Source organism: Rhizobacter sp. P2_G4 (genome assembly GCF_056403575.1).
This window is the reverse complement of the sequence record NZ_JBFUFG010000002.1, coordinates 1,356,187-1,381,615: the sequence shown is the minus strand read 5'-3', so window position 1 is coordinate 1,381,615 and position 25,429 is coordinate 1,356,187. Positions and strand designations below refer to the sequence as shown.

Genomic DNA, 25,429 nt, shown 5'->3' with positions numbered 1-25,429 from the left:
GGTTTTCCCGCCTGCGCTTCACGAACCGGATGAGCGCTCCTGCGGGTCGTCTGCCGCAGGCGTCTCCGGATCGAAGGGCCGAACCCCAAGACGCTGCGCGGTGCGCTCCAGATGGGCCGAGAGCTTGGCGACCTTCTTGCTCAGGCCCTGCCAGTTGCGAATACATTCGTTGACGGGGTCCATCGGGTAGTAGACCTTGTTGCCCTTGTCCTTGGCCGCCGAGAGGGCGAAGCGAACCAGATCGTTGAGCTCGAACGCATAGTCGGCCATCAACGCACGCGTTTCGGCGACATGGGCGTCGATCATCTGTTGGCGGCGCGGCGTCATTTCCATGCGGTAACTCCTGCTCCAGCGKTTGCGCCACAGGCAAAGAAAAAGAGCCTGCCCCTTGCGGGACAGGCTCTTGTTCAGTGACGTGTGGTGGGCGGTGAGAGGGTCGAACTCCCGACATCCTCCACGTCAAAGAGGCGCTCTACCACTGAGCTAACCGCCCGAGCCTTCTATTATCACCATGTCATGGGCCCTGCGTCAAGGCTTGAAAGCCGCACACCGGATTCACTTGCGGCGTGCACTGCGTACACCATCGATCCGCGACACCGTGCCGAGCACCTGGCTGAGCTTCGCGGAATCGGACACTTCGATGGTGAAGGTCATCCAAGCAGTCCCGCCACGAGCGTCTTTCACGGTCTGGGTGCTGACGCCGGCCACGTTCATCTTGTCCTTGGCAAAGACCTCGGAGATGTCGCGCAGCAAGCCCGACCGGTCGGCCGCTTCGACCAGCACATCGACCGGATACAGCGCCTGCTTGTCTCCACGCGACGCGCCCCAGGCCACGCTGATCACCCGCTCAGGCGTGCGCTCGGCCATCTGGCGGAAGTTGCTGCAATCCGCTCGGTGGATGGCCACCCCGCGGCCACGCGTCACATAGCCGCCGATGGCATCGGGCGGCGCAGGTCGGCAGCAGYGCGCCAGACTCGTCAGAAGCGACTCGACACCCACCACGAGCACGCCGCCCTTGGGCGCGTCATCGGTGCGCGGGCGGCGCAGCGCTATCAGGTCGTCCGGCTGCGGAGCCGGTTCGGCCGGGCGAAGCAGTGTTTCGATGTTGCGCAGCGAGAACTCGTCCTTGCCCACCACCTCGAACAGCGCATCGGCACTGCGAAAGCCCAATCGCGCGGCGAGATCGTCCAGCTTCATCGCCGTCTTGCCCTCGCGCTGCAACAGCTTCTCGACGGCCTCGCGGCCACGGGCGATCGTGTCCTGCTGCTGAAGCGCGTTGAACCAGGCGCGCACCTTGGCCTTGGAGCGCGGGCTTTGCAGATAGCCCAGCTCACCGTTCAGCCAATCGAGCGAGGGGCCGCCCTCCTTGATGGTGATGACGTCCACCGTCTGCCCGCTTTGCAGCGGCGTGTTGAGCGGCACCATCGCGCCGTCGACCTTGGCCCCACGGCAACGGTGGCCCAGCGTCGTGTGCACGGCATAGGCAAAGTCGATCGGCGTGGCGCCCGCCGGCAGATCGATCACCGCAGCCTGCGGCGTGAAGACGTAGATGCGGTCATCGAAGACCGCGCCTGTTTCGGTAGTGGCCGCATCGCTGTCGGACTCCGCGAAATCACGCTCCCACGCGAGCAACTGGCGCAGCACGGCCTTGCGCGCTTCGGCCACCTGGGCGTCGAAATCGCCGCTTGCACTCACGCCGCCGTAGCCTTTGACTCCGGCCTCCTTGTACGCCCAGTGCGCAGCCACGCCGTGCTCGGCGTGCTCGTGCATCTGGCGGGTGCGGATCTGCACTTCGACCGGCCGATCGTGCGCGTCGAGCACCACGGTGTGCAGCGACTGGTAGCCATTCCCCTTGGGCCGCGCGATGTAGTCGTCGAACTCGCCCGGCACCGCACGCCACAAGGCATGCACCCGGCTGAGTACTGCGTAGCACTCGGGCACGTCGCCGACGATGACCCGCACAGCGCGCACGTCGAAGATGCGCTCGATGTCCAGCCCCTTGCCGCGCATCTTTTTCCAGATGCTGTAGAGGTGCTTCGGGCGGCCCTGCACTTCTGCACGCACGCCGTTGCGCGCCAGTTCGTCGCTCAGCGCGAGGCGAAACGCCTCGACGCCCTGCTCCCGCTCGACGCGCTTCTCATCGAGCAGGCGCGCAACCTTCTTGTACGACTCGGGCTCCAGGAAGCGGAAGGCCAGGTCTTCCATTTCCCACTTGATCTGCCAGATTCCCAGGCGATTGGCGAGCGGCGCAAACACCTGCATCGATTCGCGCGCCAGCACCGGCGGGCACGTCTGCTTGCTCACCGCGAAATGCCGCAGCGTCTGCAGCCGCGAGGCCAGACGCAGCAGCACCACGCGCAGGTCGCGAGAGAAGGCAAGCAGCATCTTGCGGACACGCTCGGTCTGCTCGGCGCGCTTCTCGTCTTGCACCTGCGCTTCGCGCGCCGCGCGCTGGATCTGCACCAGCTTGCGCGTGTGCATCACCAGCCCGGCGTACGACGGGCCGAACGCCTTGCTCACCACCTCATCGGGCTTGCTGAGATAGTCGCCTGCATACACCAGATAGGCCGCCGCACCCATGGACGGCGCCGCGCCGATGCCTAGCAGGATGTTGGCCACGCCTTCAGCATGCGCGAGCGCATCTTCACCGGTGTCCAGGCTTTGGCCTACGAGCAGAGGCTCGGCAAATGCGCGCGCACGCGCCAGCTGCGAGATCTCGGCCTCGCGCGATTCTTCCGGCGCCACGTCGGCCAGCTGAACGATGGCGGCAGCCGCAACGCGGCTGTCCTGCAAACCCGTTTTCATGTGCGCAGCAAGAACTCCCGCACCACCTCGATCTGGTCTGGCGACGTGAGCATGGGCGCGTGGCCCACACCGGCGAACTGCTTCAGTTCAGCCTTCGGCCCACGCGCCTGCATGGCCTGCGCGGTCTGCAGCGTGAGCAGGTCGGAATCAGCCCCGCGAAGCAACAGTGTGGGGCAACGCAGGCTGTCGAACATCGCCCACATGATCGCCTCGCCAGCCTTGGCCGCTTCCGACGTGATGGCACGAAACGGCACCGCGATGTTCGGGTCGTAGTGCGGCACGAAGCCGTCGCCATCGGCCTTGAGCATCGGCCGCGTGAGCGCCAGCCATTGCTCGCGTGTGTGCGGCCCGAAGCCCTGCGAAATGGCCCACAGCGTATCGGCCGCTTCGTCCACGGTCTTCCAGCGCACCGGCAGGCCGAGGTAGGTGCCGATGCGGGCCAGCGAACTCGGTTCGATGACTGGGCCCACATCGTTCAGCACCAACCGGCGCACCGGTGAATCTTTCAGCGCTGCCAGCGCCAAACCGATCAGCCCGCCCATCGACGTGCCGACCCAGTGCACGGTGCTCGCATTCAGCCGGGCCAGCAGCGTCACCATGTCGGCAACGTACGCCGGGATCTGGTAGCCGGCCGGATCGGCAAGCCAATCGGATTGGCCGCGGCCCACCACGTCGGGGCAAACCACGCGGTACTGGCTCAGCATGGCTTGAGCGAAGGTGTCGAAATCACGGCCTTGCCGCGACAAGCCGTGCACACACACCAGCACGCGCGGGTTGGCAGCGTCGCCCCACTCCCAATACGCCATGCGATGCAGGCCTCGCGAATCGAGGCACTGCACATGGTTGAGGCGGGGTTCCGTCATGACGACTCCAGGTTGAGGCAGAACTGTAGCAACCGAAGGCCCCGGCCTTCGGGCACAGCAACCCTGAAGCCGACGGCGGCTATTTGGTCATCGTCACCGAGCCGTTGACGGTGATGCTCACCGTGCCCTTGCCCAGCTCGACCGGCAGCGTCTCGCTCGCGTCGGCCACCTTGGCGTTCATGCGCATCATCGGTGCGGCGGCATAAGCCACAGGTTCGTTGCTGCTGACGTTGACCTCGCGCACGTTGAAACTCGTGAAGCCGAACTGGCGCGTGTAGTCGGCTGCCTTGGTGCGGTAGTTCGCAATGGCCTGCGCAGCCACGTCGCTTTCGACCTTCAGACGCTGCTCGCGCGACAGGTTGCTGCCCACGCGTGCGATCGTCATCGTGCTGATTCGGCCAGCGAGCTGCGCGATGCCAGGGATGTCACGCCCTTCGATGCCCAACTCTGCCGTGCCCTGCCAGCCCGTGATGCCGCCCTTGGACGAATACCGCGGGAAGAGCGAGAAGTTGCCGGTCTGCACGTCGATCTGCCCCGGCTTGGCCGCTTTCTTGGCTTCGGCCAACGCGGCATCGAGCGCCTGCTTAAGCGCCGCCTGCACGGTGGCGGCATCGTTGCCATCTTTCGTGGTCGACAGGGTGACGCTGAGCAAGTCCTTGGTCACCTCGACCGTGGCGCTGGCCGACAGGCTGATCACGTTCATCGGGGGTTGCATTTCGGCCCACGCTGGGGCGGCAAAGGTGGCAGACACGGCGAGCAGTACTCCGAGTTTGTGTTTCATGTTTCTCCTTCTGGGTCCCCGGCCACTGCGGGCATCGAGGAATGGCGGTGCATTTAAAGCTGGAGGCTGATACGCCAGTCCGTCCAGCGGCGCGCAATCCTCGCATAGCAAGAAGGCGAGCCGACGACGTGCCGCGCGACTCGTCGGAATTCCCGCCGACACGCCAGGAGGGCTACCGAAAGCTTTTCTTGGCGTATTGAGCGTTGGGGTTATAGATTTGTAACAGATGGTCAAGGGTGCCGAAAACAGCCGGTTTACCTGCGCACAATCGCCGCTGTTACATATGACGGAAAGGCCTGCCATGACGCCAACCACCAATGCCCGTCCCGACCGCGTCGTCGTGGTCGATGACGACGCCCGCATCCGCGACCTGCTGCGCCGCTATCTCACGCAAGAAGGCTTCGAAGTTCTGCTGGCCGAAGACTCGAAGGCGCTCAACCGGGTGCTCACCCGCGAGACCGTCGACCTCATCGTGCTCGACCTGATGCTGCCCGGCGAAGACGGCCTGTCCATCTGCCGCCGCCTGCGCGCGGCCAACGACGTGACGCCCATCATCATGCTGACCGCCAAGGTCGAAGACGTGGACCGCATCGTCGGCCTCGAGGTGGGTGCAGACGACTACCTGCCCAAGCCCTTCAACCCGCGCGAGCTGCTGGCGCGCATCCACGCTGTGCTGCGCCGCCGCCCGGCGATGGAAGCTCCGGGTGCCCCGGCCAAGGACGCGCAGACCGTGACCTTCGGCCCGTTCGAGTTCGACCTCGCGTTGCGCCGCCTGTCGAAAGACGGCGAGCAGATCGCGCTCACCACCGGTGAGTTCTCCATGCTCAAGGCCCTGGTGCGCCACCCGCGCCAGCCGCTGTCGCGCGACAAGCTGGCCCAGCTGGCGCGCGGCCGCGAGTTCGAGCCCTTCGACCGCAGCCTCGACGTGCAGATTTCCCGCCTGCGCAAGATGATCGAGCCGGACCCGGCACAGCCGCGCTACATCCAGACGGTGTGGGGCGTCGGCTACGTATTCGTCCCCGATGGCGCGGCCTGATCGCAAAAAACTGCGCCAGGGCCCCAAGACGGGGCCCTTTTTTGCGCCGACGGTACCCGAGCCCCTGCTACCGACCATGCCACGCAAGGCCGTCGCGCTCAGCCTCTTCTGGCGTACCTTTTTCCTGCTGGCCATCCTGCTCGTCGGCGGCGTCTTCGCGTGGGTGCAGACCTTTCGCGCGCTTGAGTTCGAACCGCGCGCCGTGCAGTCGGCCCAGCAGATCGCAAGCCTGGTAAACCTGTCGCGTGCGGCGATGAAATACGCCGACGACATCAATCGCATCACGCTGGTTAAGAGCATGTCGAACCAGGACGCGGTGAAGGTGCTGCCGCGCGAGCCGGCCGACAAATGGGAGCCGTTCGAGACCGACCGTTTCTCCAAGGCGATTGCCCAGGAGCTGCACTCACGTCTGGGCGCAGACACGGTGGTGGCCTCCGCCGTCAACACCGTACCGGGCCTGTGGGTGGGCTTCTCGGTCGAGAAAGACGCCTACTGGCTGCAGGCCGATCCCACGCGTGTGCGGCCCATGGCCGGCAGCAGCTGGCTGCTGTGGGTGACCATCGCGTTGCTGGCCACGGTGCTCGGCTCCGCCGCGATCGCTCGCCTCATCAACCAGCCGCTGCGCGACCTGTCGTTCGCGGCCAGCCGCATCCGCGATGGCGAGTACGAGTCGCAACTCGACGAGAACACGCTCACCAGCGAGATCCGCCAGGTCAACATGGGCTTCAACCGCATGGCGCGAGAGCTGGCCAAGGTAGAGGAAGACCGCGCGGTGATGTTGGCCGGCATCTCGCACGACCTGCGCACGCCCTTGGCCCGGCTTCGCCTGGAAGCCGAGATGAGCGTGCAGGACGAAGAGGCCAAGAAGAACATGGCACTCGACATCGACCAGCTCGACGCCATCATCGACAAGTTCATGGACTATGCGCGGCCCGGCGAAACCAAGCTGGTGCCGGTGCATGTGAGCAGCCTGGTCGAGCGCGAGATGCAAGGCTTTCGCGATCCATCGCAGATCCGCATCAGCTCGCGCGTGGCAATCGACACCAAGGTCATGGCCGACGAAGTCGAACTCGGTCGCGTGTTCCAGAACCTGTTCGAGAACGCCCGCCGCTATGGCCGCTCCACCGACACCGGGATCGCCCGCGTGCAGGTGAGCTACGCGCGCACCGGGCCGTGGGTAATCCTGAGCGTGCGCGACAACGGGCCGGGCGTCGCGCCCGAGAAACTAAAGCAGCTCACCACGCCTTTCTTCCGCGGTGATGCCGCCCGCACCGCTGCCACGGGTGCCGGCCTCGGGCTCGCGATCGTGGAGAAGTCGGTCGCGCGCATGGGCGGCAGTTTCGAGCTCGCGAATGCGTCCGATGGCGGACTCGTCGCCCACGTGCGGCTGAAGAAAGCGCCGTGAGCGCCACCTTGCAAACGACCCGCGTTTCGCTCCGCGGGTGGCGATGGATGCTGCCTGCCGTGGTGCTCGGAATCCTGGGCATGCTGGTCTTGCGCGACTTCCGCGACGCCTGGTTTGTCGGCAGCGAACGGCGCATCGTCGTCAAGCTGTCGATCTATTGGGGCTTGTGGCTGCTGTGGCCCGCCATGGTGGGGCTGGCTTGGTTGGTATGGCGGCAATGGCTCGGCCGGCGTCGACTCGGATCGGTGCTCGCCGCCGCAGCGCTGGCATGCTGCATCTGCCTGGCCTGGGGCCGCTTCGCCGAACCTCATCTGCTGCAGGTGCGCGAGACTACACTGGGCTCCACCTGCGGCGTTCGCATCGCGCTGATCTCCGACGTACACCTCGGGCTCTACACCCGCGAGGACGTGCTGGAGCACCTGGTGGGCAGGCTCAACACGCTGAACGTCGACGCGGTACTCGTGGCTGGCGACTGGACCTACGAGCCATCGCACGACCTGCGTGCAGCCTTTGCGCCGCTAGCCAAGCTGCGCCATCGAAGCCTGTCGGTGCTGGGCAATCACGACGAGCAACAACCCGGGCCGCCGCTGAAAGCCGAGCTGTTGGCAGCGCTCGCGGCCGCCAAGGTGCAGTCCATCGACGGCATGCGCGTGCCATTGGGGCGCTGCGAACTCGAAGGCCTGGGTGACCTGATGGCGCAATCAGCGCCGCCGCACCTCAAGACCCTGGAAGCCCAGCCCTCGGGCCTCGACGCCAGCCGCCGCATCGTGCTGGCGCACAACCCCGACACGGTGTTCCTTCTGCCCCCGGGCCATGCCGCGTGGCTACTGGCCGGCCACACGCACGGCGGGCAGATCGACGTGCCCGTGCTCACCCGTCGCCTACTGGACAAGGTCACTGAAGGCCGCTTTCGCCAGGGCGTCTACAACATGACGAATTCGAACGTCTTCGTGACCAGCGGCATCGGCATGGACAAGCTGCCGTTCCGCTTCCGCGTGCCGCCGACGATAGACGTGCTGACGCTTTAGGAGACGCAAGGCGTCGCGCTATGCCTTGACCAGCAGGCACACCGCCCGCGCTTCCATCGCGTCGCCCTGCCCCACCGGGCCCATGTTTTCGGCTGTCTTGGCTTTCACGTTGACCTGGTCAAGAGGGACGCCCAGCGCCGTGGCCAGGCGCTGGCGCATCGCCGGAATGTGCGGCGCCATCTTCGGCGCTTGCGCGATGATCGTGCTGTCCACGTTGCCGATGATCCAGCCCGCAGCACGCACGCGGCGCGCCGCCTCGGTCAGCAGCGCCAGCGAATCGGCGCCCTGGAACTGTGGGTCCGTGTCTGGGAAGTGGCGGCCGATGTCGCCCATCGCCGCGGCGCCGAACAAGGCGTCGGTGATCGCATGGCAAAGCGCGTCAGCGTCCGAGTGGCCCTTGAGCCCATGCGTGTGAGGGATCTCCACGCCACCGAGGATCAGCTTGCGGCCTGTCACCAGGGCATGGATGTCCCAGCCCTCGCCGATGCGCCAACGCGGCACTTGCGGTTTCAGCATGTCAACACCACCCGGCCGTCCGAAGGTGCTGACGCGCCCCCTCGGGGGGCCGTGAACAAAGTGAGCGTAGGGACTTTTTCATCCTAGCGGGTCCTCAGCAGGCGTTCGGCCAGCGCAAAGTCGCTGGGATAAGTGACCTTGAAATTCTCCATCGAGCCCGGCACCAGCTTCGGTGCCTGGCCGGTCGATTCGATGGCACTGGCTTCATCCGTGATGGCGCCCTCGGCGCTGGACAGGGCAAGCTGCAGATCGCCCAGACGAAACATCTGCGGCGTCTGCGCCTGCCACTTGTGGGCCCGGTCGACCGTTTCGGCCACGCGGCCGTCCGACTCCTGCTTCAGCGTGTCGGCCAGCGGCAAGGCGAGCAGACCACCAACGTCGTCTTCGATACAGGCATCGATCAAGGCGTCGACCCATTCGGCACGCAGCAGGCAGCGCGCGGCGTCGTGCACCAGCACCCACTCGTGCGCTTGCACGCCGCGGCGAGCTAACTCATTCAAGCCATTGGCCACCGACTCGGCGCGGCTCGCTCCACCCACACGCGCCACCCATCCACCGAAACCCGGCGCATGCGATTCGAAGGCATCGTCGTGAGGGCTCAGCACCACCAGCGTCTGCTGCAGACGAGTCACCTGGGCCAGCGCCCGCAAGGTGTGCGACACCAGGCTGCTGCCAGCCAGTGCGGCGTACTGCTTAGGCCCTGCGGAACCCGCGCGTGTGCCTACACCTGCGCAGGGCACGAGAGCAAAGAGACGGGTAGAAGACGAAACTGTCATTCGGGGGCCGACAAAGGCCCGAATTCTAGAGTTCGGGCCAGGCGCTCTACCTGCCGCCCGCCCTACCCGCGCAAGAACTCACTGCGGTACCAGCCCCATGCCGGCATAGCGACTGCCTGGAGCCACGAAAGTGGCCTGGATGTCGCTCAGGTAGATCGAGTCGGCCGTGATGTTGCCCCAGGGTGGCGGGCAGGGTGAAGATTGTGGTCGGCGTGCCGAAGCCACCGTCACCGGTCGGCCACGCCGGACGCCGATGAAGGATCGTCCGACGGCGGGGTCACGCAGCCACGAAAATCAGGCTTGAGCATCAATCCTCATGTGTAGTTCATGGACCGCATCGGCGGCGACGGCGCCAGGTCACGGCTGGGCCGTGATGGTCTCCAGCTGCGACTCCTCGACGATCGCGCCCTTGTCGTCTGTGTGCTGGACGCGGATCATGCCGAATCCCTTCGCGAACCAGAGCGTGCTCGGGCCATCTTCGCCTGCGGGGATGCTGCTCGACTTGAGCTTGCAGACATTCGTGAACGTCTTGCCGCCAAGCGTGAGCGTCTCGAAGCCCTCGAAGGTCCAGCTCTCGTGCAACGCAATCGTTTCGGTCTCTCCAGCTTGCGAACCGCTCAGGTAGGTACTCGTCGCGTTGTAGCTGAGGTCGGCAGACTGCCCTGCCTGCATGTTCAAGCGCAGCAGGAGGCCATTGGAGAACACCGTCTTCAACTCGGCGGCACCGGTACCGTCGTAGCCCAAATCGCCCCAGAAGCGGATGCCGTTCGATTCCTGTGACCAGTAGTTCGCGCTGCTTCGGACGCTGGTGACGTTCTGCAGCTCCACGGTGGCACTGCGCACCGCCCCCTCGAAGGACTCCTTGAGCATGAGTACGCCGTCGGAGACACCACCCCCATCTGGATCGGTCATGGTGTAGGCGACGCCGGCAGTGACGTCGAAGCAGGATGCAAACGTCGGCGCAGTTGCTGTGGTGGTAGGTGTTGCTGTGTCATCGCCGCCACCGCCGCATGCGGCCAGGGCTGCGCACATGGAAGTCGTCAACAGGATGGTCTTGATCTGGAAGGGTTTCATGGGTCTGGGATGTACTGCGTTGAAGAGGCGCGCCCCGTCGAGTGCGGCCTGCGCCGCGCGGGGAGCTCACTGACCCGTCCGAGATGCAGGAACTGCACTTCATTCGGGCCTGTGCGCCAGCGTATGTGGCTTCCACATCGCGTCGATTCCCCGGCCCCAGAGTGTTCGCTGCTGGACCAGTGAGCATTCGTTCTGAAACTAGCAACTGTTGCGCAGGAACAAACCGATGGTCATGGGTTCGTCATGCATCGCACCGGCCGGCACCGGTAACCTAACGCGTGCGGCGTGAAAGCAGGTTTGCCCCGCACCGATTTCGACTTGCCGCCCCTTGCCAATGAGCACAACCCACCCGGCTGAGCAGCCTGATGTCTGGACCTCTCAAGCGCTGCCGCCAAATCGACAGTTCGACGCATGGCGGGAGGTGATCGTCGATGCGCACCTGAGCTGGGACATTCCGAAAATCGCCTGCGAGCGCTTCCCGGCCTACATGCACCAGCACCGGGTCGACGGCTTGCGGCTGACAGACTGCACCGCATCGGCACGCGTCAGCGGTCAGCGGACTCGCGCGCAGATTGCGCACGATGACGAGGCCTACCTCACCCTCGTGATGATCGACCAAGGCTCAGAGACACTGAGCTTCGGCGACCGGGAGCTGCATCTCACCGAGGGCATGTTCACGCTGTGGGACAGCACGCGGCCGATGTCGTTCACGACCAGCGACAGCTTGCGGCAGATGTCGCTGTTGATACCCGAGGCTCAGTTGCTGCGCCGTGTGCCGCGCGTGCGAGACCTGGTGGGCCGCCCGATGAATGGCCGGCAAGGCATGGGAGGCCTGTTCGTCGACCACTTCCATTCGCTGATGGAGCGCTTCGGTGAGCTGCCGGCCTCGAACCGGCACACTGTGCTTGAGTCCACGCTCGACCTGCTCGGCCTTTGCCTGGGAGGCCAGGCCGCGCTGCCGGCACCGCGCCTACGGCAACAAGTGCTCGAACAGGTGAAGCGCCACATTGAGGCAAACCTGACAGACCCGTCACTCGGCGTGGTTTCGCTGGCGAGCACCTTCCGCATGACCGAGCGCAACATGCACAAGCTGTTCGAAGACACCGGCACGACGGTGAGCGTTCATATCCGCAGCCGGCGCCTGGCGATGTGTCGCCGCGATCTCGAAGGCCAGACGCTGGCCGCGCGCCAGATCAGCGAGATCTCGGGCCATTGGGGCTTCACAGACCCCAGCCATTTCAGCAAGGTATTTCGGGCGGCCTACGGCATGTCGCCGCGGGAGTGCCGCGTCCGCGCGCAGGCTTTGCACGACGCGCCGGACGTGACCTGAAAGCTTTCGGCGCGGCTCAGTGCAGAGCCGACAGGAACTGCTTTAGCTCCGGCGTCTGCGGGTTGCCGAAAACCGACTCCGGCGGGCCCATCTCGTGGATGCGCCCGGCGTGCATGAAGACCACGCGATCCGACACCTTGCGCGCGAAGCTCATCTCGTGCGTGACCATCAACAGCGTCATGCCCTCTTCCGCCAGCGACTCCACCACTCGCAGCACCTCGCCCACCAGTTCGGGGTCGAGCGCCGAGGTGATCTCGTCGCACAACAGCACGCTGGGCTCCATGGCCAGCGCACGTGCGATGGCCACGCGCTGCTGCTGGCCACCGGAGAGCTGATCGGGCTGAGCATCGAACTTTTCGGCCAGGCCCACTCGCTCGAGCAGCTTGCGCGCCGCGGCCTCGGCTCTGGCGCTGTCTCTCTTCTTCACCAATGTCGGCGCCAGCATCACGTTGCGGCCAACGCTCAGGTGTGGGAAGAGATTGAAGCTCTGGAAGATCATGCCCACGTGCTGGCGCAGCGCGCGCATCGCGGTGGCGTTTCCGTGCAGCAGCGCCTGGCCCTCAACGGTCAGCGTGCCTTCGTCGAACTGCTCGAGCCCGTTCACGCTGCGCAGCAAGGTGCTCTTGCCCGAGCCGCTCTTTCCGATGATGGCGATCACCTCACCGCGCTTGACCGAGAGGTCGATGCCCTTGAGCACCTCGTTCGTGCCGAAGCGCTTGCGCAAGCCGGCAATCTCGACGATGCCCGTCACGGTTTTTTGTTCAACGGTGTCCATGAAGTTTTCTTTCCAGCGAACGTGCCCACAGCGAAATCGGGAAACACAAGATGAAGTACAGCAGTGCCACGCAGGCGTAGACCGTGAAGGGGCGGAAGGTCGCGTTGGCAATGGTGGTGCCGGTCTTGGTGAGCTCGGTGAACCCGATCACCGACGCGAGCGCCGTGCCCTTGACCACCTGCACCAGAAAGCCCACCGTCGGCGGCACCGCGACCTTCAGAGCCTGCGGCCCGATGACGTAGCGAAGCTGCTCGCGCAGGTTCAACGCGAGCGCACTCGATGCCTCCCACTGCCCCTTGGAGACCGAGTTCACGCAGCCGCGCCAGATCTCGGTGAGGAAGGCGCTGGTGTACAGCGTGAGCCCGATGGCAGCCGCCGTCCACGCCGACACCTGGAAGCCCAGGCTCGACAGGCCGAAGAACAGGAAGAACAGCTGCATCAGCAGTGGCGTTCCCTGAAAGAGCTGCACGTAGCCGGCCACCACCGGCTCCGCGCCCCGCCACTTGGCGATGCGCGCGATCAACAGCGCCAGCCCGATGAGCCCGCCGCCAACGAAGGCCATCAGCGAAAGCAGCACCGTCCAGCGCACTGCCACCAGCAGGTTTCGATAGATATCCCAGAGACTGAAGTCGACCATGTGGACCTCAGCGTCCGAAGATAAAACGCGGGCCAACCCAGTTCAGCAGCCGACGCACGGCAACCGACAGGACCAGGTACATCAGGGTGGCGATGATGAACGCCTCGAACGCGCGGAAGTTGCGCGACTGGATCAGGTTGGCCGCGTAAGACAGCTCCTGCGTCGAGATTTGCCCGCACACCGCCGAACCCAGCATCACGATGATGATCTGGCTCACCATCGCCGGCCACACGCGCTTGAGTGCCGGTGGCAGCACGACGCGTGTGAAAACCTGCGCCTCGCTCAATGCGAGGCTGCGCGCGGCTTCGATCTGCCCGCGTGGCGTGGCCGAGATGCCAGCCCGCACGATCTCGCAGGCGTAGGCGCCGAGGTTGACCACCATCGCGAGCACTGAAGCGAATTCCGGCGACAGCTTCACGCCAATGCTCGGCAGCCCGAAGAACAGGAAGAAGAGCTGCACGATGAAAGGCGTGTTGCGGATCAGCTCCACGTAGGTGCCGACCGCGAACTTCAACGCCGCGCTGCCATGCGTGCGCGCCCATGCGCAGGCCACACCCACCACCATGCCGATGGTGGCCGATGCCGCCGTGAGCGCGAGCGTGGCCGCCGCCCCCTTGAGCAGCAAAGGCCACTCGACGAGGACGGCCTGGAAATCTAGGCTGATCATCAGAAAGTAGCGGCGAACCAGTTCACAACGGCAGGTCGCCGGCCGGGCGGCCCAGCCACTTGGTCGCCATCTTGTCGATCTCGCCCGACTTCCTGGCTTCGGCAATGATCTCGTTGACCTTCAGGCGCAGCTTGTCTTCGCCCTTGGCCACGCCGATGAAATTGGGCGAGTCCTTCAGCAGCAGCTTGAACTCGGTGCCGAGCTGCGGGTTCTTGACCATCATCACGCCAGCGACCGATGCGCCAGTGGCGATCAGCTGTGTCTGGCCCGACACATAGGCCGAGACGGTCACGTTGTTGTCTTCGAAGCGCTTCACATCGAGGCCGGCGGGGGCGATCTTGCCCAGCTCCTGGTCTTCCATCGCGCCGCGGGTGACACCGATGGACTTGCCGTTCAGGTCGGAAGCGGTCTTGATCGCCAGCGTCTTCGGGCCGAACACGGCCTGGAAGAACGGCGAGTAGGCCGAGGTGAAGTCGATCACCTTCTCGCGGTCCGGGTTCTTGCCCAGCGTGGAGATCACCAGATCCACCTTCTTGGACTGCAGATACGGAATGCGGTTGGCGCTGGTCACCGGCACCAGCTCGATCTTGACGCCCAGCTTGGCGGCGATGAGGTTGGCCATGTCGACGTCCAGCCCCTGCGGCTTCATCTCGGTGGTGACGTAGCCATACGGCGGGTAGTCGGTCGGGATGGCGATCGTGATGAGTTTCTTGGCCAGCACGTCGTCAAGTGCAGTCTGGGCGTGCGCCACGTGGGCAGCGAACAGCAAGGGGGCGGCAGCCAGCAGGCCGAGGGCCTTGAAAAAAGCACGGTGGCTCATCATCGTTTCTCCATGACGGGATCAAAAGTGGGATTCAGCCGTGCATACGCTCGGCACCCACGATCGTATGCAATCCTTGCGCCACCCCAGGAAAAGCTTGCTCAGTAGAATCCCGGCCACTTGCCATGAGTCCTTGTGCCCCGGGGGGATCGCCTCGCCGGGGCTGTTTCGTTTTTGTCTGGCCCCCATGCAGTTGCCCGCACTCAGCCCCGGTAAACGATTCACCCTGCCGAGGCCCATCGGATCCGCCGACGCGCTCTTGCTGGCACGGTTCGCCGAGCAGCAGAAAAGTCAGCAGCGCCTAACCTCCATCGTCACAGCCGAGCCCGCCGATACCCAGCGGCTAGAAGGCGAACTGGCGTTTTTTGCTCCCGGCTTGCGCATTGCCGTCTTCCCCGATTGGGAAACGCTGCCGTACGACACCTTCTCGCCGCACCAGGACCTGATCTCCGAGCGCCTGGCCACGCTGTGGCGCATCCAGCAAGGCGAGGTCGACGTGGTGCTGATGCCGGCGTCGACGGCGCTGGTTCGCCTGGCGCCGCCGAGCTTCCTGGCCGGCTACACCTTCCACTTCAAGCAGAAGGCCAAGCTCAACGAGGCTGCGCTCAAGGCGCAGCTCACGCTGGCGGGCTACACGCACGTCAGCCAAGTGGTGTCGCCCGGCGAATACGCGGTGCGCGGCGGCCTGATCGACCTGTACCCGATGGGCTCGGCCGTGCCCTACCGCGTGGACTTGTTCGGCGACGAGGTCGACAGCATCCGCACCTTCGACCCCGACAGCCAGCGCAGCCTCTACCCCGTGCCCGAAGTACGCCTGTTGCCGGGCCGCGAGTTCCCGATGGACGAAGAGGCACGCACCGCCTTTCGCGCCCGCTGGCGCGAGAAGATGGAAGGCGACCCGACCAAGGTGCGGCTGTACAAGGACATCGGCACCGGCATCGCCACCGCCGGCATCGAGTACTACCTGCCGCTGTTCTTCGACAGCACGGCAACGATCTTCGAATATCTGGGTGCCCAGGCCGCCGTGGTCTTGCACGGCGAGACCGATGAAGCCCTGAAGCGCTTCTGGACCGACACGCGCGAGCGCCACCGCTTCCTGCAACACGACCGCGAGCGGCCCATCCTGCCGCCGGAAGACCTGTTCCTGCGGCCCGAAGACTTCTTCACGCTGGCCAATGCACACGCCACGCTGGTCGTCCGCGGAAAGGAGCCGGTGGAATGGGCGCGCCCTCTTCCTGACCTGAGCGTGGACCGTGGCGCCCCCGATCCGCTCAAGAAGCTGCAACTGCACCTCGGTGCCACGCAGCACCGCGTGCTGGTGATGGCAGAGAGCCAGGGCCGGCGCGAGAGCCTGCTCGAGCTGCTGCGCGACAACAAGATCGAGCCGCCCTCGGTGGCCAGCCTGGCCGAGTTCGAGGCGGGCGACGAGCGCTACGCCATCGCCGTGGCGCCGATGGCCGAAGGCTTCTTCTGGACGGAGCCGGCTGACGGCAAGGCGATCCAGTTCATCACCGAAACAGAGCTCTTCGCCACCTCGCCCACCGCGCGGCGCCGTCGCAAGCAGGAGCAGGTCAGCGACGTCAACTCGCTGATCAAGGACCTGTCGGAGCTGAAGGTCGGCGACCCGGTGGTGCATGTGAACCACGGCATCGGCCGCTACGTCGGCCTGATGAGCATCGACCTCGGGGACGGTGCGAGCGAGTTCCTTCACCTCGAATACGCCGACAAGGCCACGCTGTATGTGCCGGTGGCTCAGCTGCACCTGATCAGCCGCTACACCGGTGTCAGCGCCGAAGAGGCGCCGTTGCATCGCCTGGGTTCGGGCCAGTGGGACAAGGCCAAGCGCAAGGCCGCCGAGCAGGTGCGCGATACCGCGGCCGAACTCTTGAACCTCTACGCCCGGCGCGCGGCGCGCGAAGGCTTTGCGTTCCGCTTCTCGCCGCACGACTACGAAGCCTTCGCCACGAGCTTCGGCTTCGAGGAGACGCCCGACCAGAAGGCCGCCATCCACGCCGTCATCCAGGACATGGTCAGCCCCAAGCCGATGGACCGTCTGGTTTGCGGCGACGTAGGCTTCGGCAAGACCGAGGTCGCCTTGCGGGCCGCTTTCGTCGCCGTCACTGGCGGCAAGCAGGTGGCCATCCTTGCGCCGACCACGCTGCTGGCCGAGCAGCACTATCAGAACATCGCCGACCGATTCGGCAAGTGGCCGGTGCGCGTCGCCGAAATCTCGCGTTTCCGCTCCAGCAAAGAGGTCAAGGCCACGCTCGAAGGCCTGGCCGACGGCACCGTCGACATCGTGGTCGGCACGCACGCGCTGATCAGCGACAAGGTCAAGTTCAAGCGCCTGGGCCTGCTGGTGATCGACGAAGAGCACCGCTTCGGCGTGCGCCACAAGGAAGCCATCAAGGCGATGCGCGCCGAGGTCGACGTGCTGACGCTCACCGCCACGCCGATCCCAAGAACCTTGGGAATGGCGTTGGAAGGCCTGCGCGACCTGAGCGTGATCGCCACCGCGCCGCAGCGGCGCCTGGCCATCAAGACCTTCGTGCGCGGCGAAAGCAGCGGCACGATTCGCGAAGCCGCGCTGCGCGAGCTGAAGCGCGGTGGGCAGGTTTACTTCCTGCACAACGAAGTCGAGACCATCGAGAACCGCCGCCAGAAGCTGCAAGAGCTGCTGCCCGAGGCGCGCATCGCGGTGGCCCACGGCCAGATGCCTGAGCGCCAGCTCGAGGCGGTGATGCGCGACTTCGTGGCCCAGCGCCACAACGTGCTGCTGTGCTCGACCATCATCGAGACCGGCATCGACGTGCCGAGCGCCAACACCATCGTGATCAGCCGGGCCGACAAGTTCGGCCTCGCGCAGTTGCACCAGCTGCGCGGGCGCGTGGGCCGCTCGCACCACCAGGCCTATGCCTACCTGCTGGTGCCCGATGTCGAAGGCCTCACCAAGCAGGCTGCGCAGCGGCTCGAAGCCATCCAGAACATGGAAGAACTGGGCTCTGGCTTCTACCTCGCGATGCACGACCTGGAGATCCGTGGCGCCGGCGAGGTGTTGGGTGAGAACCAGAGCGGCAACATGATGGAAGTGGGCTTCCAGCTCTACAACGACATGCTGAGCGAAGCGGTGCGTTCGTTGAAGGCGGGCCGCGAACCCGATCTGCTCTCGCCGCTGAGTGCCACTACCGAGATCAACCTGCACGCGCCGGCCTTGCTGCCCGACGACTACTGCGGCGACGTGCACACGCGCCTGAGCCTCTACAAGCGCCTGGCCACGGCCGACAAGCCGGAGCAGATCGACACGCTGCTCGAAGAGATCACCGACCGCTTCGGCAAGCTTCCACCGCAGGGGCAGACGCTGTTCGACGTGCACCGCCTGCGCGTGCTGGCGAAGCCCTATGGCGTGATGAAGATCGATGCCGCACCGCAGCTGATGATCATCAGCTTCCGCCCCAATGCACCAATTGATGCCATGCGAATCATCGAATTGGTGCAGAAGAACCGCCACATCAAGCTCGCCGGCAACGACAAGCTGCGCATCGAGCGGGAGACCAAGGAACCGAAGGACCGCGCCCAGCTGATTCGTGATGTATTGCGTTCGCTGGGCACGCCCAAGGTTGAAGCTTGAGCGTCGCGTGAGACCCGCTTATTGGCTCGAATGCAGCACCAGCTGCACCGCATGGGTGCGTGGCTCGTCGATGGGGTTGTAGCGCCACTGGCGCACCGCGTCGATGATGGCCGGGTCCAAGGCCTTCATCGGGTTGGACTTGATCACCACGTCCGACACCGAGCCATCGGCATTGACGGTGAGGCCGATCACCACGGTCACGTCGCTGCGCATGCGGCGCATCACCGACGAAGGCACCTCGGGTTCAACCAACTGAGCGAGCTTGAGTGGAATCGGCGGCAGGGCCAACGGCTTGGGTGCCGGCACGATGGGCGCCGGCGTGGCGAGCGCCGAGGGCATCGGCACCGATTCGGCCGCCTTGGCCATCATCTGTGCGGGCGGGTTCACAGGCGCAAGAGCCTGAGCGGCTGCAGCTTGGGACGCCGCGGGTGGTACTGCGGCGGCCGGCGCTGTTGCCTTGGCCACTGCCGCGGGCCGCGAAGCAGGTGTGCGGACAACGCGCTTTTCAGGGGGCGGCGCGTCTTCGGTATCGGGCTTGATCCGCACCTTGAGCTTGCTGGCTTCGAGGATCACACGCATCGGGTTGTCCGCATCACGCGCTACCCGGCTGGCAGCCGCAGGGTCGGGGTTCGCGGTCTGGGCATTGACGAGCGTTGCGTGGGTTGCAACGGCGGCGAAAGCGACTGCAGCAAGGGCTGAAAGACGTTGGATGCGCATGGTCGGTTTGTGGGCCTTGTGGGCCGTTTCTTGTTTCGACAGAAACCTTCGGTAACCAAATAAGTTACCGCGCCGTAGCATCGCAAGCCGTGTGCCCATTGGCAAATGCGCCTTGCGGGGACAATCCCACTTTTCTCACGCTCCCATCTGTTTTTCTTATGACTGCAACGCCGCTTCCCGGCCTCGTGATCCAGAACCTCCCCGTCCCGCCGCGCCTGAGCGACTTCAAGCTCGTCGCGTTCGACATGGATTCGACGCTGATCAACATCGAATGCGTGGACGAGATCGCGGACGCCGCTGGTCGCAAAGCCGAGGTGGCCGCCATCACCGAGGCCGCCATGCGCGGCGAGATCAGCGACTACAAGGAAAGCCTGCGCCAGCGCGTCGCCCTGCTGAAGTGTGTGCCCGTATCAGCCATGCAGCAGGTGCTCGATGAGCGGCTGCGGCTCAACCCCGGAGCCCAGGTGCTGGTGCAAGCCTGCCAGGCAGCCGGCATGAAGACGCTGCTGGTCTCGGGCGGTTTCACCTTCTTCACCGACCACGTGCGCGACCTGCTGAAGATCGACTTCACGCGCAGCAACGTGCTCGAAGCAGCCAACGGCGCCCTCACCGGCCGCATGGTCGACCAGCCCTGGGGCGACATCTGCGACGGGGAAGAAAAGCGCCGCATGCTGCTCGCCACATGCACGCAACTGGGCATCTCGCCGAAGCAGGCCATTGCGATGGGCGATGGGGCGAACGACCTGCCGATGATGGGCGAAGCCGGCTTGAGCGTGGCCTATCACGCGAAACCCGCCGTCCGCGAGAAGGCCATGGTGGCCATCAACGAAGGTGGGCTTGATCGGTTGTTGGAAGTCGTGCGGCGCTGAGCCGTTTCAGTGCACGGCGCCGGCTGCAAAGTGGGCGTCGGTCTGCGATGTCAGCGCCGTCTCCAGCATCAGGTGCAGTCCGCCCACCAGATCGGGCAGCGCCAGCACCGGAAGATCGGGCACGTGGACGAAGCCGCCCCGTGTGCTTCTCAAGTCAGCTTGCGTTCCCAGCGCATGCATCAACCCGTAGAACACGTGGTTGCAGACGAAGGTGCCGGCCGTCTGCGACAGCTCGGCCGGCAGGCCGTGCCGCCGCAGCGCCTGCAACATCGCTTTCAGCGGCAAGGTGCTGAAGTAGGCCGTCGGACCTTCAGCCACCACGGGTGTGTCGACCGGTTGAGCGCCGTGGTTGTCAGCAAGGCTCGCATCGTTGATGTTGATGGCAACGCGTTCGAGCGACAAGGCCTTGCGCCCACTGGCCAGGCCCAGACAAAGCACGAGTGAGGGAGCGTGGGCGTTCAACAGGCCCTGCAGTTCGCGCAGCGAGAGATCGAACACCGTGGGCAACCTGGCCGCGACCACGCGGTGCCCTGCAATCTGCCGGCCATGCAGCGCCTGCGCGGCCAGCCAGCTCGCGTTGACGGAGTGCCCACCAAAGGCCTCGAAGCCGGTGAGCAAGACGGTGGGAGCGCTCAGGCCCTGCGTTCGCATGCGGTATGCCTGGGCAGTCAGACGGCTTTCGTGGCGGTGACCACGATGCCATCTTCATCCGCATAGAGCCAATCGCCAGGGCGAACCCACACGCCTTGGATCTGCACCGGTACGTCGCGCTGGCCTTCATTGCGCTTCTCCGTGGGCAAAGGTATCAGCGCCAAGGCGCGAATGCCGAGGTCGCAGGCTGCGAGCTCGGCGGTGTCGCGCACGCAACCGTCGACCACGATGCCGGCCCAGCCGTTCCGCGCACCTGCGGCCCCAAGGTTGCCGCCGACCAGCGCGCGTCGTAGCGAGGCACCGCCATCGACCACCAGCACGCGCCCTTGTCCCGGCGTGTCGAGTGCGGCCTTGACCAGCGAGTTGTCTTCGAAGCACTTCACGGTGGTGACGAGGCCGGCGAACTTGAGCCGCTTGCCGTAGTCGCGGAACACCGGCGGCAACACGCGAAAGTTGCCGTCGGTGCTGGCCTTGTTCGCATCGCACAGGTCGCAGGTCGCGAAATCGATGGGAGAGTTGCTCATGCGTTGGCCACTTTCCTGATGGGAGGTTTGACGTCTTGCTGGCGCGCCGGGAGCATGGGCTGATGCTCGCGCGCGGCGTTGAGAATGATGGCGGTCGAGGTTTCGGTCAGCAAGCAGAAGCGGGTGACGACCGCGTCGAGGTGGGCGACGTCGATCACGGCGATCTCGAGCAGCCAGCTGTCTTCGCCGGTCACGTTGTAGGCGTTGACCACCTCGGGCATCTGCCCAACAAGTTTGACCACGCGGGCGTAGTCGGCACGGCCCACGCGCACCATCGCGCGGATGCCGTAGCCGAGGCTCGCCAGGTTCACAGTCGCGCGGTAGCCGGTGATGACGCCGGCCGATTCGAGCTTGCGAACGCGCTCGGTCACTGCCGGCTGGCTCAGGTGCACACGGCGGCCAAGCTCAGCCATCGACAACCTCGCGTCGGCCTGCAGTTCGGCAAGGATGCGGGTGTCGTGTGAATCGAAATCGAGATTCAAGGTCGGGCTCCTCATGCGCCTTGAAAAGCAACGAAGCATGCAGCGCAGAACCTTGAGTTTGCCATTCCGATGGCGCCGCATCTTTTCTACGATGCCAACTTTCCGTGACGCCTCCCAGACCATGAATGCCCTCGCCTCGCCTTCCGGTGCGCGCCTGTCGCACAACCCGTTGCTGGTGCTTTGCCTTGCAGCCACCTGGCTGGTGTGGGGCTCGACCTACCTTGCCATCAAGTTCGCTTTGCTGAGCTTTCCGCCCTTCTTCCAGATGGGCACACGCTTCCTGTTCGCGGGCGTGCTTTTGTTGGCATGGATGCGCTGGCGCAAGGCCCCGTGGCCGTCGCTTCAGCAATGGCGCAACGCGCTGATCGTCGGGGCGTTGATGCTCGGCGGTGGCATGGGCGGCACGGCCTATGCCGAGCAGAGCGTCGGCTCGGGCCTGGTGGTGGCCTTCATCGCCGTGGTACCGCTGATGATCGCCGCGCTCAACCTGCTGTGGGGCGTGAAGCCCAGCCGGCTGGAACTGGCGGGCATCGGCGTGGGGCTCGTGGGCGTGCTGATGCTGACCCAGGGCGCCGGCTTCCAGGCGTCACCGGCAGGGTTGGCTGCCATTGCGATCGCCTGCGTCACCTGGTCAATCGGTAGCGTGCTCAGCCAGCGGACGTTGCCGCTCGCGCCAGGACCGGTGGGCTTTGCCAGCGAAATGATCTGCGGCGGCGTGGTGCTGCTCGCCATGTCGGCCACCCAGGGCGAAACGCCCCAGTGGCCGCCACAACCAGCTGCCGTGGCGGCGTGGTTCTACCTGGTGGTGTTCGGCTCGTTGATCGCCTTTAACGCCTACATGGTGCTGCTCGCACGATCCACCGCGGCGGTGGCGTCGAGCTATACCTTCGTCAACCCGGTGATCGCGATGTTGCTCGGCGTGGCCGTGCTTGGCGAGGTCGTGACGGGTTTCGAATGGCTGGCCGCCGCCGTGGTGCTGGTGGGCGTGGTGCTGCTCTTCATGAAGCCGCGCTGAGCCGCGCGTTGTTGCGAATCGCAGTGAGCGTGGTCCGCGAGGTGCTCACATTGGCGTCGAGCTTGAGGTGCAGCAGTGCCGGTTGCTGCGAGCGCAGGGCTTCGGCAAACGCCGGTTCGAAGGCGGCCGTGGTGTCGACCCGGTGCGCATTCCAGCCGTAGGCACGTGCGAGCGCCGCAAAGTCTGGGTTGAACAGATCGCTGCCGCTGACGCGGCCTGGGTAGTCGCGCTCCTGGTGCATGCGGATCGTGCCGTAGGTGCCGTTGTCGACCACCACGCTGATGAGCCGCTTGGCCCCGTAGCCTGTGGCGGTGGCCAGCTCTTGCCCCGTCATCAGAAAGTCGCCGTCGCCCGCGATGTTGACCACGGTGCGCTCGGGGTACAGCAACGCGGCAGCCACGGCCGCAGGTACGCCGTAGCCCATGGCGCCCGAGGTCGGCGCGAGTTGCGTTCGGCCATGGTGCTGAAGGCCCGCGTAGCGGCAGTAGCGGTGCAGCCAGCCGGCGTAGTTGCCAGCGCCGTTCGTGTAGACGGTGTCGGCCGGTGCCAGGTGCTGAATGGTCTTGATGACCACCGCCATGTCGAGTGGCTCGACCGCTTGGGCGTCGAAGTTGGCTTCGTAGTCGGCATGGGCCTGAGCCGTCCAGTCGGCCCACGGCAGTTGTGTCGGTGCGGCCAGCGCCTCTAGCGCCTTGGCCGCACTGGCCATCGACGATTGCAGCAGCAGGTCAGCCGCATAGACGCGGCCCAGTTCTTCGGCACCGGCGTGGATGTGGATCAGCTTCTGCGCCGGACGCGGCGGCTGCAGCAGCGTGTAGCCGCCGGTGGTCATCTCGCCCAGCCGCGGCCCGATGGCCAGCACCAGGTCGGCCTGCTTCACACGCTCCGCCAGCTTGGGGTTGATGCCGATGCCGACGTCGCCCGCATAGTTCGGGTGCGAGTTGTCGAACAAGTCCTGGAAACGAAAGGCGCAGCCGACCGGCAGCTTCCAGTTCTCGGCAAAGCGTTGCATCGCCTTGCAGGCCGCGGCGTCCCAGCCGCTGCCCCCGATGAGGACGAACGGCCGCTGTGCGGCAAGCAGCATCGCGCGCACGTCGCGCAATGCACCCGGCGCAGGCCAGGCTTGCGCGGGCTCGGCGCGAGGCAACACCGCAGCGTCGGTCAGCTGGGTCAGCATGTCTTCGGGCAGCACCAGCACCACCGGGCCAGGCCGGCCCTGCATCGCGGTGTGAAACGCGCGCGACACGTATTCGGGCAAGCGCTCGGCGTCTTGCACTTCGCCCACCCACTTGGCAAAGCCGAGCGTGCCAGGGCCGAACATCTGCCGGTAGTCGACCTCTTGAAAGGCCTCGCGGTCGCGCTGGTCACTGGCCACCTGCCCAATGAAAAGCACCATCGGCGTGCTGTCTTGAAACGCCGTGTGCAGCCCGATGCTGGCGTTGGTGGCGCCGGGGCCGCGCGTCACGAAGCACACGCCGGGGCGGCCGCTCAACTTGCCCTGCGCCTCGGCCATGAAAGCCGCTCCGCCCTCCTGCCGGCAGGCGATGAAGCGGATCTGCTCGCGATGCTCATGAAAGCCGTCGAGTACGGCGAGGTAGCTCTCGCCCGGTACACCGAACACGGTGTCTACGCCCTGGGCAATCAAGGCCTCGACCAGCACGTGGCCGGCCAATCGTGAAGATGTCTTGTCGCTGCGTGTGCTCATGCAGCGACTTTACGATCCCCGCGCAACTGGGCCACGCCCATGCCCACCAGAGAGGCCGACGCGACACCCGCGACGAGCGTGAGCGCGGCGCCGTAGAACACCGCATGTGGCAGGCCGTAGTCGAGCAGCGAACCGAAGGCCGGTGCCGCCACCGCAAAGCCGAGGTCCAAGCCTGAATACACGGCACCGTAGACGCGCCCGGTGGCCCCGGGCGGCGAGGCCTGCTTGATCAGCATGTCGCGCGAGGGCCCGGCCAAGCCCGCGCCAAAGCCGGAAAGCGCCGCCACCACGGCGGCCAGTGCGCCCGGCAGCAGGCCGCTGCCGACCAGACACAGCAGCACGGCTGCGCCGAGCAGGCAAGCGCCGATGGTTCGCTCCAGGCGCTCTGCCTTGGCGACGAGAAACCCGCCCGCCACCATGCCGGCCACGCCGCAGAGCATGTAGCCGGTGACCACGAACGCGGTGGCCGACAGCGGCAGGCCATACATGCTTTGCAGCGCGGGGCTGGCAAAGCTTTGCACCGCACTCAGCGTGCAGGTCGACCAGAAGAAGAACGAGAAGCACAGCCACACCGACGGCAAGCGCAAGAACGCCAGCGGATGCTCGGAGGCTGGCGGGACAGCGCCCTTTGTGGCGGCTGCGCTCTCATGCGCCCATGCACCGGCCTTGTCGTCGATCGCATCGCGGTTGAGCCACAGCACAACCATCACCAGCAGCGCCCAGGCCCCCATGCCCGCTGCTGCCATGCGCCAGGAGCCTGTCAATGCCGTCAGGCCGGTGAGGAAGATCGGCGCCACGGCCCAGCCCAGGTTGCCGGTGATGCCATGCACCGAGAACGCATGCCCCAGGCGCGGCTGCGACACCCGCTTGTTGAGGATGGTGAAGTCGATCGGGTGGAACGGCGAGTTGCCCAGACCCGCCAAGGCTGCGGCCAGCATCAGGCCGGTGTAGCTGTGAGATGTGGCCGTCATCAAGGCGGCCAGCACGAAGCAACTCATGGCCGCGAACAGCATCGGCCGCGCACCCACGCGATCCACCAGGAAGCCCGACAGCGCCTGCCCGACCCCCGAGATCACGAAGAAGGTCGACACGAGCAGGCCGAGCTCCGAGTAGCTGTAGCCGAACTCACTGCGGAACAGCGGGAACAAGGGCACCAGCAGCATGTGAAAGAAATGCGATGTGCCATGCGCCAGGCCGATCAGACCGATGGTCTTGGCGTCTTGGCGAAGCGGGACGGATGCTGCAGTCATGAGGAGCTGAATCAGAGGGAATGCCTGAACTCTAGGCGCCATCACGGCGGCCAGGTTACGATAGTTCGTCAAGTT

Annotated in this window: 24 protein-coding genes and 1 tRNA gene; 7 read left to right on the top strand and 18 right to left on the bottom strand. The window is 65.5% G+C overall.

All coding sequences use genetic code 11. The annotated features are described in order from the left end of the window. Positions 1 to 18: 18 nt before the first annotated feature. From AC1DYS_RS12830 to AC1DYS_RS12810, 5 genes are all read right to left on the bottom strand, one after another. Positions 19 to 333: a hypothetical protein gene (locus AC1DYS_RS12830; protein WP_477899528.1), complete on the bottom strand. Its 315-nt coding sequence runs from the start codon at positions 331 to 333 to the stop codon at positions 19 to 21. 85 nt (positions 334 to 418) lie between these two features. Further along, positions 419 to 493: transfer RNA gene (locus AC1DYS_RS12825), tRNA-Val, on the bottom strand. A gap of 62 nt (positions 494 to 555) precedes the next feature. Further along, positions 556 to 2,805: a RelA/SpoT family protein gene (locus AC1DYS_RS12820; RefSeq protein WP_477899526.1), complete on the bottom strand. Its 2,250-nt coding sequence runs from the start codon at positions 2,803 to 2,805 to the stop codon at positions 556 to 558. Continuing rightward, the gene (locus tag AC1DYS_RS12815) at positions 2,802 to 3,668 is read right to left on the bottom strand and encodes an alpha/beta fold hydrolase (protein ID WP_477899524.1); all 867 of its coding nucleotides are present in this window, start codon (positions 3,666 to 3,668) and stop codon (positions 2,802 to 2,804) included. Before AC1DYS_RS12815 ends, AC1DYS_RS12820 begins: the two co-directional genes overlap by 4 nt. A 79-nt stretch (positions 3,669 to 3,747) precedes the next feature. After that, a complete protein-coding gene (locus tag AC1DYS_RS12810; RefSeq protein ID WP_477899522.1) occupies positions 3,748 to 4,449 on the bottom strand; it encodes an SIMPL domain-containing protein in 702 nt (233 codons plus the stop codon). 301 nt (positions 4,450 to 4,750) lie between these two features. On the opposite strand from AC1DYS_RS12810, the gene ompR reads away from it, so the two are divergent. From ompR to AC1DYS_RS12795, 3 genes are all read left to right on the top strand, one after another. After that, a complete protein-coding gene (gene ompR, locus AC1DYS_RS12805) occupies positions 4,751 to 5,485 on the top strand; it encodes an osmolarity response regulator transcription factor OmpR (protein WP_477899520.1) in 735 nt (244 codons plus the stop codon). Between the two features lie 76 nt (positions 5,486 to 5,561). Next, positions 5,562 to 6,890, top strand: a complete 1,329-nt coding sequence (locus AC1DYS_RS12800) for a sensor histidine kinase (protein ID WP_047485606.1) — start codon at positions 5,562 to 5,564, stop codon at positions 6,888 to 6,890. A 47-nt stretch (positions 6,891 to 6,937) separates the two neighbouring features. Then, positions 6,938 to 7,918 (top strand): metallophosphoesterase, encoded by a 981-nt coding sequence (locus AC1DYS_RS12795; protein WP_477899517.1) that lies wholly within the window; start codon positions 6,938 to 6,940, stop codon positions 7,916 to 7,918. Positions 7,919 to 7,936: 18 nt separating this feature from the next. Here the strand turns inward: AC1DYS_RS12795 and ispF are convergent, their stop codons facing one another. The 3 genes from ispF to AC1DYS_RS12780 all read right to left on the bottom strand — a co-directional run bounded on the left by ispF (position 7,937) and on the right by AC1DYS_RS12780 (position 10,284). After that, positions 7,937 to 8,434: a 2-C-methyl-D-erythritol 2,4-cyclodiphosphate synthase gene (gene ispF, locus AC1DYS_RS12790; RefSeq protein ID WP_477899515.1), complete on the bottom strand. Its 498-nt coding sequence runs from the start codon at positions 8,432 to 8,434 to the stop codon at positions 7,937 to 7,939. A gap of 83 nt (positions 8,435 to 8,517) precedes the next feature. Next, positions 8,518 to 9,210, bottom strand: coding sequence for a 2-C-methyl-D-erythritol 4-phosphate cytidylyltransferase (ispD, locus tag AC1DYS_RS12785; RefSeq protein ID WP_477899513.1), 693 nt, complete (start codon positions 9,208 to 9,210; stop codon positions 8,518 to 8,520). A gap of 357 nt (positions 9,211 to 9,567) precedes the next feature. After that, positions 9,568 to 10,284, bottom strand: coding sequence for a hypothetical protein (locus tag AC1DYS_RS12780; protein WP_477899511.1), 717 nt, complete (start codon positions 10,282 to 10,284; stop codon positions 9,568 to 9,570). 334 nt (positions 10,285 to 10,618) lie between these two features. Between AC1DYS_RS12780 and AC1DYS_RS12775 the strand changes: the two genes are divergently transcribed. Then, the gene (locus tag AC1DYS_RS12775) at positions 10,619 to 11,614 is read left to right on the top strand and encodes an AraC-like ligand-binding domain-containing protein (RefSeq protein ID WP_477899509.1); all 996 of its coding nucleotides are present in this window, start codon (positions 10,619 to 10,621) and stop codon (positions 11,612 to 11,614) included. A gap of 16 nt (positions 11,615 to 11,630) precedes the next feature. Here the strand turns inward: AC1DYS_RS12775 and AC1DYS_RS12770 are convergent, their stop codons facing one another. From AC1DYS_RS12770 to AC1DYS_RS12755, 4 genes are read right to left on the bottom strand one after another with little or no spacing between them, the layout of a single operon-like run. Further along, on the bottom strand, positions 11,631 to 12,389 hold the full coding sequence (locus AC1DYS_RS12770; RefSeq protein WP_477899507.1) for an amino acid ABC transporter ATP-binding protein: 759 nt from the start codon (positions 12,387 to 12,389) through the stop codon (positions 11,631 to 11,633). Beyond that, a complete protein-coding gene (locus AC1DYS_RS12765; RefSeq protein ID WP_477899505.1) occupies positions 12,376 to 13,026 on the bottom strand; it encodes an amino acid ABC transporter permease in 651 nt (216 codons plus the stop codon). The genes AC1DYS_RS12770 and AC1DYS_RS12765 overlap by 14 nt, the downstream gene beginning before the upstream one ends. Positions 13,027 to 13,033: 7 nt before the next feature. Next, positions 13,034 to 13,696 (bottom strand): amino acid ABC transporter permease, encoded by a 663-nt coding sequence (locus tag AC1DYS_RS12760; protein WP_477899644.1) that lies wholly within the window; start codon positions 13,694 to 13,696, stop codon positions 13,034 to 13,036. Positions 13,697 to 13,715: 19 nt separating this feature from the next. Further along, entirely contained in the window at positions 13,716 to 14,516 is an 801-nt protein-coding gene (locus AC1DYS_RS12755; protein WP_477899503.1) for a transporter substrate-binding domain-containing protein, read from the bottom strand. A gap of 184 nt (positions 14,517 to 14,700) precedes the next feature. Between AC1DYS_RS12755 and mfd the strand changes: the two genes are divergently transcribed. Beyond that, entirely contained in the window at positions 14,701 to 18,141 is a 3,441-nt protein-coding gene (mfd, locus tag AC1DYS_RS12750; RefSeq protein ID WP_477899501.1) for a transcription-repair coupling factor, read from the top strand. Positions 18,142 to 18,159: 18 nt separating this feature from the next. Here the strand turns inward: mfd and AC1DYS_RS12745 are convergent, their stop codons facing one another. After that, positions 18,160 to 18,858 (bottom strand): energy transducer TonB, encoded by a 699-nt coding sequence (locus AC1DYS_RS12745; RefSeq protein ID WP_477899499.1) that lies wholly within the window; start codon positions 18,856 to 18,858, stop codon positions 18,160 to 18,162. A gap of 158 nt (positions 18,859 to 19,016) precedes the next feature. Between AC1DYS_RS12745 and serB the strand changes: the two genes are divergently transcribed. Next, entirely contained in the window at positions 19,017 to 19,727 is a 711-nt protein-coding gene (gene serB, locus AC1DYS_RS12740; protein ID WP_477899497.1) for a phosphoserine phosphatase SerB, read from the top strand. Between the two features lie 6 nt (positions 19,728 to 19,733). Here the strand turns inward: serB and pcp are convergent, their stop codons facing one another. From pcp to AC1DYS_RS12725, 3 genes are read right to left on the bottom strand one after another with little or no spacing between them, the layout of a single operon-like run. Continuing rightward, on the bottom strand, positions 19,734 to 20,378 hold the full coding sequence (gene pcp, locus AC1DYS_RS12735; RefSeq protein WP_477899495.1) for a pyroglutamyl-peptidase I: 645 nt from the start codon (positions 20,376 to 20,378) through the stop codon (positions 19,734 to 19,736). 17 nt (positions 20,379 to 20,395) lie between these two features. Next, the gene (gene rraA, locus AC1DYS_RS12730) at positions 20,396 to 20,902 is read right to left on the bottom strand and encodes a ribonuclease E activity regulator RraA (protein WP_477899493.1); all 507 of its coding nucleotides are present in this window, start codon (positions 20,900 to 20,902) and stop codon (positions 20,396 to 20,398) included. Continuing rightward, the gene (locus tag AC1DYS_RS12725) at positions 20,899 to 21,399 is read right to left on the bottom strand and encodes an Lrp/AsnC family transcriptional regulator (RefSeq protein WP_477899491.1); all 501 of its coding nucleotides are present in this window, start codon (positions 21,397 to 21,399) and stop codon (positions 20,899 to 20,901) included. The genes rraA and AC1DYS_RS12725 overlap by 4 nt, the downstream gene beginning before the upstream one ends. Before the next feature lie 106 nt (positions 21,400 to 21,505). Between AC1DYS_RS12725 and yedA the strand changes: the two genes are divergently transcribed. Beyond that, entirely contained in the window at positions 21,506 to 22,399 is an 894-nt protein-coding gene (gene yedA / locus AC1DYS_RS12720) for a drug/metabolite exporter YedA (protein ID WP_477899489.1), read from the top strand. On the opposite strand, the gene AC1DYS_RS12715 is transcribed toward yedA, so the two are convergent. After that, a complete protein-coding gene (locus AC1DYS_RS12715) occupies positions 22,383 to 24,104 on the bottom strand; it encodes a thiamine pyrophosphate-binding protein (protein ID WP_477899487.1) in 1,722 nt (573 codons plus the stop codon). The two genes, yedA and AC1DYS_RS12715, sit on opposite strands and share 17 nt — an antisense overlap. Continuing rightward, positions 24,101 to 25,354, bottom strand: a complete 1,254-nt coding sequence (locus AC1DYS_RS12710; protein WP_477899485.1) for an MFS transporter — start codon at positions 25,352 to 25,354, stop codon at positions 24,101 to 24,103. Before AC1DYS_RS12710 ends, AC1DYS_RS12715 begins: the two co-directional genes overlap by 4 nt. Positions 25,355 to 25,429: the final 75 nt, after the last annotated feature.